This window comes from Pseudomonas sp. IT-P12, assembly GCF_949767465.1.
In the GTDB taxonomy this organism is placed as follows: domain Bacteria; phylum Pseudomonadota; class Gammaproteobacteria; order Pseudomonadales; family Pseudomonadaceae; genus Aquipseudomonas.
The window spans coordinates 787,455-800,404 of the sequence record NZ_CATKPY010000011.1 but is presented as its reverse complement, the minus strand read 5'-3'; the positions used below and the strand labels follow the sequence as shown (position 1 = coordinate 800,404).

Annotated in this window: 10 protein-coding genes and 1 pseudogene; 4 read left to right on the top strand and 7 right to left on the bottom strand. The window is 61.8% G+C overall.

Annotation, left to right across the window (positions count from 1 at the left end):
* The first annotated feature begins 154 nt into the window (after positions 1-154).
* On the top strand, positions 155-397 hold the full coding sequence (locus ACM6IM_RS06700) for a YdcH family protein (protein ID WP_192308157.1): 243 nt from the start codon (positions 155-157) through the stop codon (positions 395-397).
* Between the two features lie 109 nt (positions 398-506).
* Entirely contained in the window at positions 507-749 is a 243-nt protein-coding gene (locus tag ACM6IM_RS06695; protein ID WP_414864597.1) for a hypothetical protein, read from the top strand.
* A 58-nt stretch (positions 750-807) separates the two neighbouring features.
* Here the strand turns inward: ACM6IM_RS06695 and ACM6IM_RS06690 are convergent, their stop codons facing one another.
* From ACM6IM_RS06690 to ACM6IM_RS06670, 5 genes are all read right to left on the bottom strand, one after another.
* Entirely contained in the window at positions 808-1,899 is a 1,092-nt protein-coding gene (locus tag ACM6IM_RS06690; RefSeq protein WP_414864596.1) for an SMP-30/gluconolactonase/LRE family protein, read from the bottom strand.
* Positions 1,896-3,041, bottom strand: coding sequence for a sterol desaturase/SRPBCC family protein (locus ACM6IM_RS06685; RefSeq protein WP_414864595.1), 1,146 nt, complete (start codon positions 3,039-3,041; stop codon positions 1,896-1,898). Before ACM6IM_RS06685 ends, ACM6IM_RS06690 begins: the two co-directional genes overlap by 4 nt.
* Positions 3,042-3,146: 105 nt before the next feature.
* Positions 3,147-4,010 carry a LysR family transcriptional regulator gene (locus ACM6IM_RS06680; RefSeq protein ID WP_192308153.1) on the bottom strand — a complete coding sequence of 288 codons (864 nt, stop codon included), beginning with the start codon at positions 4,008-4,010 and terminating at the stop codon, positions 3,147-3,149.
* A 261-nt stretch (positions 4,011-4,271) separates the two neighbouring features.
* Entirely contained in the window at positions 4,272-4,586 is a 315-nt protein-coding gene (locus tag ACM6IM_RS06675) for an SCP2 sterol-binding domain-containing protein (protein ID WP_414864594.1), read from the bottom strand.
* A 50-nt stretch (positions 4,587-4,636) separates the two neighbouring features.
* A complete protein-coding gene (locus ACM6IM_RS06670) occupies positions 4,637-5,347 on the bottom strand; it encodes a histidine phosphatase family protein (RefSeq protein ID WP_414864593.1) in 711 nt (236 codons plus the stop codon).
* Positions 5,348-5,548: 201 nt separating this feature from the next.
* Between ACM6IM_RS06670 and sohB the strand changes: the two genes are divergently transcribed.
* Complete coding sequence (sohB, locus tag ACM6IM_RS06665; protein ID WP_414864592.1) at positions 5,549-6,571, top strand: protease SohB; 1,023 nt, start codon at positions 5,549-5,551, stop codon at positions 6,569-6,571.
* Between the two features lie 291 nt (positions 6,572-6,862).
* Positions 6,863-10,719 (top strand): annotated as a pseudogene (locus tag ACM6IM_RS06660) (dermonecrotic toxin domain-containing protein).
* Between the two features lie 59 nt (positions 10,720-10,778).
* On the opposite strand, the gene ACM6IM_RS06655 reads toward ACM6IM_RS06660, so the two are convergent.
* Positions 10,779-11,273 carry a DUF934 domain-containing protein gene (locus ACM6IM_RS06655; protein WP_192308148.1) on the bottom strand — a complete coding sequence of 165 codons (495 nt, stop codon included), beginning with the start codon at positions 11,271-11,273 and terminating at the stop codon, positions 10,779-10,781.
* Positions 11,257-12,915, bottom strand: a complete 1,659-nt coding sequence (locus tag ACM6IM_RS06650) for a nitrite/sulfite reductase (protein WP_414864591.1) — start codon at positions 12,913-12,915, stop codon at positions 11,257-11,259. Before ACM6IM_RS06650 ends, ACM6IM_RS06655 begins: the two co-directional genes overlap by 17 nt.
* Between the last annotated feature and the right edge of the window lie 35 nt (positions 12,916-12,950).

Here is a 12,950-nt window from a genome sequence, read left to right as displayed (position 1 = left end):
AGCGGTCAAAGGTTTACTCGGGTTTGCCAAAGGGCGACGAACGGACGCCGCTGGTCTGATAGGCGGTCGACAGAACCCGTCGACCGAGGCCATTCTGATCATTGGCGAGCGCAATTGACCGCGTTTGTCACTGATCAACTAACGGAGGTGTTCCATGCCGGTGCCACACAATCTTTATCAGGACTTGCATTGTTCAAAGGAAGATATCCAGCAAAGACGCACCAAGGATCCGTTACTGGATTCACTGCTCAACAAGTATCAGCAAGTGGACGCCGATGTGGTGAAGGCTGAAACGGCCCAATCGGATGCGCCCAGTGATGAAGCGCTGAAGAAGCTCAAGGAGAAGCGGCTGCAGGTCAAGGACAAGATCGTCCAGCAACTCCAGGCACCCTCCTGAAAGGGCCTTTCAGCCACCGACGAGCGGTGACTGAACATTTGGAACGGCGGTAAATCCCGGCACCTCGAATGGTAAGAGTCCGATTTTCCGGCTCCATGCGAGGTGCCCCATGAACGACCCCAAATTCCCGAGCGAAGAACAGGGCGGCTACGACCCTATCCCCACCGATCCCCAGCCCCTGAGCCCGGGGCGCACCACCGTCCATCCCGAAGACGAACCGGGCATCGACGAACTGCCGAACAACGAAGGTGCGATTCCCCTCAGGCAGGACGATGGCACCGACCTTGACCCTGAACGGGTGCGGGAGGAAACCGACAATGCCGAGCGCGATGGGCAGGACAATCCCCGCTGAACCCGGCGCGCGCAGCACAATGTGAGAGCGGGCTTGCTCGCTCCCACAGGGGACAGTGTCAATCCTGCAACGCCGTGCTCAACGGCAACCGCGCCAGGTGCTTTTCCTTCAACGAGCCGACATACAACCACTCCCCATACTCACGCACCGTGGTGATCGGCGAATAATTGCCGCTGGTGCCATCCTGCAGGTTGGCGATCACCTTGCCCTCGAGGTCCAGGCCCAGCGCAAAACCGCGTTTCTCCACCGGTTTGGGGAGCACGGTCAGCGCCCGTGTGATCATCTTGCGCACGAACGGGTGTGGCGCCGTGGCGTCAAGCAAGGCATTGCGCGGCGCGTACAGCGCCAACCAAAAGCGATCCCGGCCATTGAACGACAGGTTGTCGGGCAGCCCCGGCAAATTGTCGATGAACAGGTCGTGGGTGCCGGCCTTTGGTCCGCTGAGCCAATAACGGCTGATGCGGTAGGCCCCGGTTTCGTTGACCAGGACAAAGGCCTCGTCCGGCCCCAGGCTCACGCCGTTGGCAAACTCCAGCTTGTCCAGCAGGAGGGCGGTTTTACCGGTCTGGAAGTCATAGCGCAGCAAGCGGCCATCACCGCTGTGTTCGATGATCGCCTCGCCGTCGTGGCCGTAGCCGAAGCGGCTGGAGGCATCGGTGAAATAGGCGTAGTGGCCGGACTTGTCGATGACCACGTCGTCGGTGAAACCGAAGGGCACGCCATTGGCCGCCGTGGACAGTGCAATCAGGCGACCCTGGGCGTCCAGTGACAGCAGGCCCTTGACCGCATCGGCGATCACCAGCAACCCGTTGGGGTGACGCGCCAATCCCAGGGGACGGCCACCGGTATCGGCCAGCATCTTGGTGGTCTTGCCATCGAGACTGCTGCGGATCAGCCGGCCGTCATGCAAGCCGGTGATGAGCACGTCGTTCTCCAGCAGCAAGGCTTCCGGACCGTCGATATCGTCAGGTCCGACGCGTTCCAGGCTTTTCAGGCGCTGGTTGTCGGCATAGGGGCCGCTGGCCAGTGAAGGCGCCGGCAGCGGCGTCCAGGCCACCGGTTGCACCCTGGTCGGCATGAGCAACAGGAAGGCGGCCATGGCGACGATGACGGACAGAACCAGATGATGAAACCTGACGCTTCGCCTCACGCGGTGACTCCTGTGCCCGCCAGGTTCCGTTCGGCCCTCTCACGCAAGGCCCGCATCGAGGCGGCCGACTCCCGATCGATGCGGCGCTTGAGCAGCAGGCGATTGGCGATACGCATGGCCAGGCCACTGAACTGATACTCGAGGGTACGGATAAATCGCGTGCCGTCGTCTTCGGCAGAGCATTCGTAAGTGAGCACCAGCGACAGGCCATTGTCACCATAAGCCTGGGCGCTCCAGCGCCGGCCGGGCAGAAACTCGGTGACCATCCAGCGCAGGTGTCCGTCGCGCCCACCCGCCCGGATGTCCTCCTCGAAGCGTGCACCGGCATGCAGTGCACCGCCCTGGCCCTCGATCCTGAGCGACGAGGGGTGCCACTCCGGCCAACGGGTGACGGTGCTGGCGTAGGCGAGCACATCAATCGGATTGCCGGCAATCTTGATCTGATGCTGCATGCGGGTCATGGGCGTTCTCGTCATGTCCAGGCGGGTGGGCTCGGGCTCCCAGTAGAGGGTGCCGAACAGGTAGTCCATCAGAGGGAAAACGATGTTGAAATTGCATTCCTGCATCAGTTCACGTCGGTGATGCAGCTCATGCAGACGGCGCATCTGCCGAATCCACGGCCAACGTGTCAGGGGATGGGTGTGGGGCAGGTGCTCGCAAGCATGAAACACCTCATAGGCCAGGTAACCCAGGACTAGAAAGCCACCGACCAGGCCGGCGACGTTGGTGTCGAACCGTTGCAACAGCCACCAGATCGGCAGGGCGACGAGCAGCGTGTGCACGACGATCAGCCAGGCCGGGAACAGGATGACGCGCCAGTCGCGCGGCTCATCCCAGGACATGCTGCCGGGCGCGAAAAAGCTGTGGTGGTCACCGGCATGGCGCGCGTAGAACATTCGCGCAAAGCGTTTCTTGTGATGCCCCAGGTGGCGATGCACCCCGTATACGCCCAGATTGAACAGCAGCAGGGTCACGGGCACCGCCAGCCACTGCAGTGGCAGCACCTGATGCACCGTGCTCCAGAATGCCGCGATGGCCAGCAGGCCGAACAGCAGGACAAAGGCGCCATGCAGCCAAGGGTTGTAGCGGGGATGAATGGCCGCCCGGTAGCGGCGGCGAAAAGCTTCGGTGGTCTGCCTCACTGCATGCACCCGCGTTTTATCGTTATCCCAGCAGATTAGCCGATCTCGCCGCCTGCGCAGCTCGAACCAGGGGACACAAATGCCATGTTCCGGTGAAAAGCGGACTCAGGTCAGCGGGTTCCAGCGCTGCGACCAGTCATCGTCGGAGCGGATCACTTCACGCAGCAGGTCGAACGCCCGTTGCAGGGTCGCCGAATCGCGGTCACGGGAGTAGACAAGGTAGGTCGGGTAGCTGAATTCCGGTGACTTGGGCACCTGCTCCAGCATGCCGCTTTGCAGGTAGCTCTGCACGACGCGGGTACGGAAGTAACCGCTGCCGCCATTTTCCAGGATGTACTGCAACGCCAGGGGGCCAAGGTTGAAGCTTAGCGCCGCCTTGGCTTTTTCCGGCAGGGCGGCATCGTGCTGGCGCCGGAAATCCTGACCCCAGTCGATGTACACGTAGGGCGTCTCGCGACCGGGTTGGCGCACCAGAATGAGCTTTTCCTCCAGAATCTGCTCGACCTGCAAGCGCGGCCAGTATTCCGGCTGATAGACCAGGGCTGCATCCAGCACCCCCAGCTCCAGTTGTCGCAGCAGGTTTTCGCCGTCACGGATTTCCATGCGCAGCGCGTGGCTGGGAATTTTCTCCCGCAACTCACCCGCCCAACTGAGCATCAACGGGTTGCACAGGCTGACCTCGCCACCGATGTGCAGGACGTCGTGATAACCCTCCGGCAGCGGCAGATCCCGACGCGCCGCTTCCCAGGTCTCGACCAGTTGATTGGCATACACCACGAAGGCTTCGCCGTTGGGCGTGAGGCGGGCTCCGGCGCGATTGCGCACAAACAGGGTGCTGCCCAGTTGGCTCTCGAGTTTCTGCACCCGTGCAGTGATCGCGGTCTGGGTAACGTGGAGCTTTTCTGCGGCCGCGGCGAGGCTGCCGTGGCGAACGATTTCCAGAAAGGTGCGGGCGAGATCGATGTCCATGGGATAGCCGGTGCGGGAAGTGGTGGCATTGTAAGAGCACTGTGGCGAGATGTCACAGCCGCGACAGGTGGCGTTGCTCACGGTAAATCCGTGACAACGGGCGTACTGCGGGCGGCGCTCCGGCCAAGGCCATCACCGCCAGCATCATTGACACCTGAAGCGCCGCACCCGCGAGCAGGCTTGTTCTCACAATGGGCGACACCGGCCCTGAAACGACGAAACCCGCCACAAGGGCGGGTATCGTGTGCAGTCGAGGCCGTCTTACGCCGGGAACAGCTCGGACAGTTTCATCGCCAGCATCATGTCGCCTTCAGCGCGCAGTTTGCCGCCCATGAAGGCCTGCATGCCGTCGGTCTCACCGCTGACGATGCCTTCCAGGGTTTCGCCGTCCATCACCAGGGTGACCTGGGCGTCAGGGTTTTCGCCTTCTTTCAGCTTGCAGGTGCTGTCCTTGACGATCAGCGAGAAGTGCTTGGTGTCGTCGATGCGAAAACCGAAGACCAGGTCAAGACCGGCAGCAGCGGCTGGGTTGAACTTGGCTTGCATTGCTTGTACGGCATCAGCTACGGAGGTCATGGTTCGATCCTTTTTGGGTGGGTTACAGCCAGGGTCACAACAGTCCGGACTCAGCGAAACGTGATGAGTTCCGGGGCTTTCAACAGCTGCAGGTGCGCATGACTGTTGAAAGAAGCCAGTGCCACCTCGCGACCACGAAACTTCAGTTGGTTGAGCGAGGTGTTGACGATTTGCCAATTCAGTTCAAACGCCTGGCGGGCAGGCATTTGCGTAATCAGGTGGAGCAGGGCGGTGATGGTGCCGCCGGAGGTGAACACGGCGATTTTCTGGGTGTTGTCGGCGCTCTCCAGGATCCGCTGCAAGCCGGCCTGAACCCGTTCGACAAAGCCCAGCCAGCTTTCCAGGCCCGGGGTGTCATAGGTCCCGGCCAGCCAGCGCTCGATGATCAGGGCGAAGATGCGCTGGAACTCGCTGCGGTTTTGCGCGGCGTTGCGCAGGATATCCAGCGCTTCGGGCTCGTCATCGAGCATGGCCGGCAACAGGCCGCGGATCACCGCGTCGGCATCGAACTCGTTGAACGCGGAATCGGTTTCGATGATCGGCACCGGCAGCCCCACGGCGGCGAACTGTTCCAGTGCGCTGCTGGCGGTATGTTGCTGGCGACGCAGGTCGCCTGCCAGGCAACGATCAAAGCTCAGGCCCAGCCCGGCGAGGTGCTGGCCGAGGACTTGCGCCTGGCGAATGCCGGTCGGCGACAGGACGTCATAATCGTCTGCACCAAAGGAGGCCTGGCCATGTCGAATCAGATAGATACTGCCCACGTCCGCGTCTTCCCGGTACGTTGAAGGTTCGGCGAGGTTATGAGGATGAGGGTGAGCTGTCAATGAAAAAACATACGCTTGTTTGAAATGCCCGTTACAGGCCTGTTGCCAAAGGTTTCCGGCTGGCCGCAGGGCCGGCGCATGGGTATGCTGGTGCCATCCCGCGCGCGTTGTGCAGCGCATCGTATTGAAGGAGTCCCTGTGGATTTTTTGACCGATTACGCCATTTTCCTGGCTAAAACCGTGACACTGGTGATCGCCATCCTGGTGGTCCTGGCCAGTTTCGCGGCCTTGCGCAGCAAAGGGCGTCGCAAATCGAGCGGCCAGTTGCAAGTCAGCAAACTCAACGATTTCTACAAGGGACTGCGTGAACGCCTGGAGCAGACCCTGCTGGACAAGGACCAGCTCAAGGCCCTGCGCAAGGTCGAGGCCAAGAGCGATAAGAAGCAAAAGAAGAAACCGGAAGCCAAACCCCGGGTGTTCGTGCTGGATTTCGACGGCGACATCAAGGCCTCGGCCACTGAAAGCCTGCGCCACGAAATCACGGCGCTGCTGACCCTGGCCACGCCCAAGGATGAAGTGGTGTTGCGCCTGGAAAGCGGTGGCGGCATGGTCCACAGCTACGGCCTGGCGTCTTCGCAACTGGCGCGTATCCGCGATGCCGGAGTTCCGCTGACTGTCTGCATCGACAAGGTCGCGGCCAGTGGCGGCTACATGATGGCGTGCATCGGCGAGAAGATCATCAGCGCACCGTTCGCCATTCTCGGCTCGATTGGCGTGGTGGCGCAGTTGCCCAACGTCAACCGCCTGCTGAAAAAGCATGACATCGACTTTGAAGTGCTGACCGCCGGCGAGTACAAGCGCACGCTCACCGTGTTTGGTGAAAACACCGAGAAAGGTCGCGAGAAATTCCAGGAGGACCTGGACATCACCCACCAGTTGTTCAAGAACTTCGTGTCGCGCTATCGCCCGCAATTGGCCATCGACGAAGTCGCCACCGGGGAAATCTGGCTCGGTGTCGCCGCGCTGGACAAGCAGTTGGTGGACGAGCTGAAAACCAGCGATGAATACCTGGCCGAACGGGCGAAGAAGTCCGAGCTTTATCACCTGCACTACGCCGAGCGCAAAAGCCTGCAGGAACGTATCGGCATGGCGGCCAGCGGTTCGGTGGATCGCGTACTGCTGAGCTGGTGGAGTCGTCTGACCCAGCAACGCTTCTGGTAAGCCCAGGGCAGGGTCCTGTGGCCTGAATCAGCCTCAGGACCCTGCTGCATACCGAGCCCGAACGGCTGCGGTACATATCTGTTTTTACTACCCTGATTCCGGGTGTTTTAACGCCAATACCCATCGGGCAATTGCGCTTTTTTCATGAAAGGTTCGATTCTAAGCTGAGGACTCCTCTCCGCTTCAAGGTCGTTCAACATGGATGTGAACACGCACCACGCAACACCGCCCACCCTGACGCCCGCTCGACAAAGCGTTATTTTCGATCGATCAGCACAGCCAGCGCTCTCCTTGCCGGTCGCGCCTGACTCGTCACCGGCACCGCGTCTGCGTGACGAGCTGCGGGCAGCGGTCGATATTGCGCTGCCGCAAACCCCGGCCCGCTTCGCCGAACAGAAGATCCGTGAAAAGTGGGGCTTGGATCTCGACCCGCAGACTGCGCAACTGGTGACATTGCATTACGACTATTGGTTACGTGCCGGACTCGACGGTCGCCATGAAGGGCGCGTCGCGAGTTCGCAGTCCCTGGTGCATGTGCTGTTGTCCAACTACCAGACCGTGGGGGACGGTCGGTTTGGCGAGACCGGCTTCGGGCTGTACACACCGCCGGATGTCGGTCCGGCAGTGCGCATCGTCGAGGGGCCCGAGCCGACCGATGACCACCGCACCTATGAAGGCATCTACCGGCACACGGCGCCGCAAACCTATGGACCGCAGACGCAGATCAACCTGCGGCCGGCGGACTTCAAGCAATGGGTTTGGACACTGTTTTTCGACGAGTTGTACCAGGCCTACGTCGATCAGGCCTGGCCCGTTGATGAAATGATTCTCGGGCGCAAGCCCTATCCCCTGAGAACGTCGACCAAAGCTGCATTTGTCATGACGGCCTGGCTGCAGCATCACGAAAATGGCCTGACGGACAAGGGCCTGGAACTGGCAATGCAGGCGGCGGGGCTGGCACCGGACCAGACATGGGACGCCCTGACGATGGCGCAATTGCAAGCGCCGACACGGCTGTCGTCGCAGGTCGAGGCCAGCCGGCTGAGGCTCTATCGCTACACCGCCACGGATATCTGGTGCTATCGGCACCGCAGCAGCGGCCGGATGCTGATGTACGTGCCCGGCAACTCTTCGCCCCTGCACGAGTTTTCCGACCCCAGCCATTTACGCCAATGGGTCGTAAAACAGGCAAAAAGCGCTGCAACCCGACAGGCGCTGGCGGCGCACTTCGCCGAAGACGATCGTCGCGACGGCACCTTCCACGCCGGTGTCATCACCGCACTGGACGGCATGGCGCTGTATCCGTCACGGCACCGGTTGAGCAAAGAGGCCGGTTTCTTCAACAACGATGGTTACTGGGACCCTGCTGACTACATCGGATTCGACTGTCCACCTTCGGCTACCGATCCCTTTGCGCAACTGGTGCTGACCATGAAGCAAGCTGCCCAGGACAGCGTCAAAACCATCCGCAACGATGCTCAGGTCAACCGTGACAACCTGACAGCGTTCGTTGAACCGATCGTGCAATGGGTCAACCGCTTCGGCCCCCTGGCGTTGTTTGTCCCGGGCGGTGAGGGCGTGATGGCGCTGGCGGGTCTCATCGACGCCGGTTATGGGCTGGATCAGGCGCTCAACGGCGAGACGGCCAGCCAGCGCGCGCAGGGTGCCAGCCGCACGGTGTTCGGCTTGCTCAATGCGTTGCCGCTGGCCGCCGACGCAGCCTCGATCGCTCGTGATGGCGTCGAAGCGGGCGTGCTGAGCCGAGAAGTCGGCGAGGGCGAGTTGACCCCTGGACCGGTTGCCGATGTGGCGCTGAGCGCCCCCCCGAAACCGCCAATGCCCACGCGTGTGGAGCTTTTGCGCGGCATCGGCGCGCCCGCCGGGATGTTCAGTGACGAGGTGTTGGCGCAGATTGGCAGGGTCAGCGCCATCGACGATGATATGCTGCGCCTGATGCAGGCCGGGCGACCGCCGACGCCCCTGCTGGCGGACACCGTCGAGCGCTTTCGGATTGACCAGGATGTCGCCGGGCTGGCCGATTCGCGCGCCGAACGCAGCGCGTTGTTCAGCAGCCGCTACCAGCGCCTTCAGCAATCGGGGGACGAATGGGTTCGATTGTTCCAACGGCAATACCCCGGTGTGCCCAAGGCCGCCGTTGAGCAAATGCTCGACCGGTACGGCATCGACTTCACCGCGGCACCGGGCGCGGAGCAAGCCAGGCACCTGTTCCGACAGTTGGACAGCAAGGCGCGCCAGTACCAGCAGCATGTGCGCCTGAATCGGGCTTATGAAGGCCTCTATCTTCAATCTGTGTCCAGTCCCGAGTCGGACACCCTGGCCTTGCACTCGCTGAAAAACCTGTCCGGATGGCCACGAGGCGTACGGATCGAAGTGTTCGACGGTGCCAGCGGCGGTCGCCTGCTGGATCACTGCGGCCCACTGGATACGCCCGATTGCCGGCGCCTGATCAAGTCCGCAAGCGGCTATCGGGCTTACGGTTTTTCAACCGGCGCCAGCGATTTTCATGAGGCCATCGTCGGGCTGCTTTCCGAGGCTGAACACGCGGCGTTGCACTTGCCTGCGGTGGATCCCGGGGCAGCGCTGAGGCTCAGGCTCGGCGAACGGCCGATCTCCCGCTCGGAACTGGCCCTGGGACTGGGCAGGATGGACTCGCGCTTGCCGTTCGAGGCTCAGGGCCTGCGTGGCGGGGTTTTTCCGCAAACCCCTCAGGGCGCCGACTTGACGCGCGCGATGATGAGGTTGCAGGTCAGGGAAGCCTACCCGGAGTTTTCCAATGACGACGCCGAGGCCTTGTTGCAAGCGCTCGGAGACGGGGCTCAGGCGCATTTCGACAGGGCCAGACAGCAACTGCACCAGCTGTGTTTGGGCCTCGACGAATGGATTGCACAGGTCGCGCAGGATATCGAAACGATGGACATCCCCCTGCTGCAGATGGGCGACCCGGGCACTGAGACGCTCAACCTGGTTCAGCTTGGACAATTGAATGCCCAGCGGGTCCAGGCAGCGATGGCGTCCGAGGTCGAGGCCCGCGTCGAAGTGGGTGATGAGCTGGTTGCCATCCTACGCAAACAGGCGCCCCAGGAGGGCAGTCTGTATTCCGGGGATCATGTCGCTGGCTATACGCTGGACATGAGCCGCGAAGAATTTCATCGACTGCCGGTGCTCAATGTCCGCTTCAACGACGTGGTCGGGTTGAACCTGGAAAAAATCCATGTGTTTGAACGCGCGACGCTGAACGGTTTTCTGGAACACTTTGCGAACTTGCGCACCCTGAATCTCGAAGACACCGACCTGCGACTGCCCGATATCAATGGGCAACTGGAAGGGGCCTTGCCATCGACGATTACCCAGTTGCAGCACCTGACCTCGTTGAACTTGCGTTCGACCCAGTTGACGTTTGGGAACATACCGCCGCTCAATTGAGCTCGCTGGCCAATCTGCGCGATCTGGACTTGAGTCACAACCCGCTGGGGGTGCCTCCCGTGGTGGTGGGGATGGACCAGCTGCGGGTGCTGAAACTCAACGACACCGGCATCCGCGCGTGTCCGGTGGGGATCATGGAGCACCCGTATTTGACCACGCTGGACCTGCGCAACAACCAGATCCGCCGTGTCCCGCAGGCCATCCTCAATCAGGCCATCGCCAGGGACCGCGTACTGCTGTGGAACAACCCGCTGACCGATGAGGACACCCTGCAGCGATTGGTCCGGCATCGGGAGCGAACCGGTCTCAACCTGTGGCTGCGTGCGCAGGACGCGCAGTATTCGGACCCGGCCGCCTGGTTGAACGCCATTGCGCCGGGGCAGCGCGAAGCGCATTTGCAGGTCTGGCATCGGCTCGCACTCAAGCCGCGTGGCGGACGGTTTCTAGGGTCGATCAACACGTTGACGCTCACTGCGGATTTTCAGGTCAATTACCTGGATCTGCAGGCGCGGGTCTGGCGATTGTTGACCGAGGCCGATGCCTCCCAGGCATTGTGGGAGCGGCTGATCGAGAGCGGGCCTGTGCCGTCAGGGGCGCTGGATAACCCCATTGCGGTTCTCACGGTACTGGAAGGGCGTGCAAGGGTTTACAACGACTGGGTTGCCCTGGGCCGACCGTTCCCGGTGGAACAGGGCCAGCCCTGAAACGACAAGGCCCTGATCCCGTTGGGGATCAGGGCCTCGCCTGGTCAGCGCGGTGCGGCTCAGCGACGACGGAACAGCGGCAGCGGTTCGTCGGTGGCGGCCTGATAGGTCACCGAGAAGTCCTTGAGGCTTTCAAGGGCTTCGTACGGGTCTTTGTCAGCGCGCAATGCAAAGGCGTCAAACCCGCAGCGATGCAGGTAAAACAGCTGGTCGCGCAGCACATCGCCAATCGCCCGCAGCTCGCCCTTGAAACCGTAGCGGTCACGCAGCAGGCGGGCGTTGGAGTAGTTGCGACCGTCGGTGAAGGCCGGGAAGTTCAAGGCGATGACCTGGAACTGATTGGCGTCCTCACCGATTTCCTCGGCTTCTTCGTCGGCATCCAGCCACACACCCAGGCCGCCATCGCGGGCCTTGAGCATGCGGCCGTGTTCGCGCCACAGCTGCAACGGCACGATGTAGTCGTCGCAGTTGCTGATTTCGTCGATGTTGAAGTCCTTGGGCAGCAGGTGCCAGGTTTCGTCGACGACTTCGTTGTTCTTAATGATTCGCTGCATAGACGCGTTCCTTGAAGAGGTCGATGCCAATACGCTGGTAGGTGTCGATGAAACGCTCGTCTTCCGTACGTTGTTCGATGTACACGTCGATCAGTTTCGAGATCACGTCAGGCATGTCGTCCTGGGCGAAGGACGGGCCGAGGATCTTGCCCAGGCTGGCATCGCGGCTGCCGCTGCCACCCAGGGACACCTGGTAGAACTCTTCGCCTTTCTTGTCTACCCCGAGAATGCCGATGTGGCCCACGTGGTGGTGACCGCAGGCGTTCATGCACCCGGAGATGTTCAGGTCCAGTTCACCGATGTCGAACAGGTAGTCCAGGTCGTCGAAACGGCGCTGGATCGACTCGGCGATCGGGATCGACTTGGCATTGGCCAGGGAGCAGAAATCGCCGCCAGGGCAGCAGATGATGTCGGTCAGCAGGCCGATATTCGGCGTGGCAAAACCCTGCTCGCGCAGTTCGCCCCAGAGGGTGAACAGCTGGCTTTGTTCAACGTCGGCCAGAATAATGTTCTGCTCGTGGGAGCTGCGCAGTTGAGCGAAGCTGTAGCGCTCGGCCAGGTCGGCGACGGCGTCCAGCTGCTTGTCGGTGATGTCGCCCGGCGCGACGCCGGTCGGCTTCAGGGACAGGGTCACGGCCACATAACCCGGCTTCTTGTGCGCCAGGGTGTTGCGGCTGCGCCAGCGGGCAAAGCCCGGATGCTGCTGGTCGAGCTCGGCCAGTTGGGCGCTCTGGTTGTCCAGCGCCTTGTAGTCCGGGTCGACGAAGTGCTTGGCGACGCGATGCACTTCGGCCTCGGTCAACGTGGTCTGGCCACCGCGCAGGTGCTCCATTTCCGCGTCGACTTTCTGGGCGAACACTTCAGGCGTCAGGGCCTTGACCAGGATCTTGATCCGCGCCTTGTACTTGTTGTCACGACGGCCATAGCGGTTGTAGACACGCAGGATGGCGTCGAGGTAGCTCAACAGGTCTTGCCACGGCAGGAATTCATTGATGAACGCGCCGACCACCGGCGTACGTCCCAGGCCACCGCCCACCAGCACGCGGAAACCGACTTCGCCGGCCGCGTTACGTACCGGCTCCAGGCCGATGTCGTGAACTTCGATGGCCGCACGGTCGGAGGTCGATCCGTTGATGGCGATCTTGAACTTGCGTGGCAGGTAAGCGAATTCCGGGTGGAACGTGGTCCACTGACGAACGATTTCGCACCATGGGCGCGGGTCGATCAGTTCGTCGGCAGCGACACCGGCGAACTGGTCGGTGGTGACGTTGCGCAGGCAGTTGCCGCTGGTCTGGATCGCGTGCATCTGCACGGTCGCCAGCTCAGCCAGGATGTCCGGGATGTCTTCCAGCGCTGGCCAGTTGAACTGAATGTTCTGCCGGGTACTGATGTGGGCGTAGCCCTTGTCGTAGTCGCGGGCAATCTTCGCAATCATGCGCACCTGGCGCGATGTCAACTGACCATAAGGCACCGCCACCCGCAACATCGGGGCGAAACGCTGGATATAAAGCCCGTTCTGCAGGCGCAGGGGGCGAAACTCTTCCTCGCTCAGCTCGCCTGCCAGATAGCGTCGGGTCTGATCACGGAACTGCTTGACGCGGTCCTCGATGATCCGCTGATCGTACTCGTCGTATACGTACATATAAGTCCTGTTCTCAGGCTGGGCCGGTCGGATCC

Excerpts from the sequence above, each read along its gene's own strand:
- ACM6IM_RS06695 (WP_414864597.1), top strand. The coding sequence starts at position 507 with ATGAACGACCCCAAATTCCCGAGCGAAGAACAGGGCGGCTACGACCCT.
- ACM6IM_RS06655 (WP_192308148.1), bottom strand. The coding sequence starts at position 11,273 with ATGCAGCGAATCATTAAGAACAACGAAGTCGTCGACGAAACCTGGCAC.
- ACM6IM_RS06700 (WP_192308157.1), top strand. The coding sequence starts at position 155 with ATGCCGGTGCCACACAATCTTTATCAGGACTTGCATTGTTCAAAGGAA.
- ACM6IM_RS06680 (WP_192308153.1), bottom strand. The coding sequence starts at position 4,010 with ATGGACATCGATCTCGCCCGCACCTTTCTGGAAATCGTTCGCCACGGC.
- ACM6IM_RS06650 (WP_414864591.1), bottom strand. The coding sequence starts at position 12,915 with ATGTACGTATACGACGAGTACGATCAGCGGATCATCGAGGACCGCGTC.
- ACM6IM_RS06675 (WP_414864594.1), bottom strand. The coding sequence starts at position 4,586 with ATGACCTCCGTAGCTGATGCCGTACAAGCAATGCAAGCCAAGTTCAAC.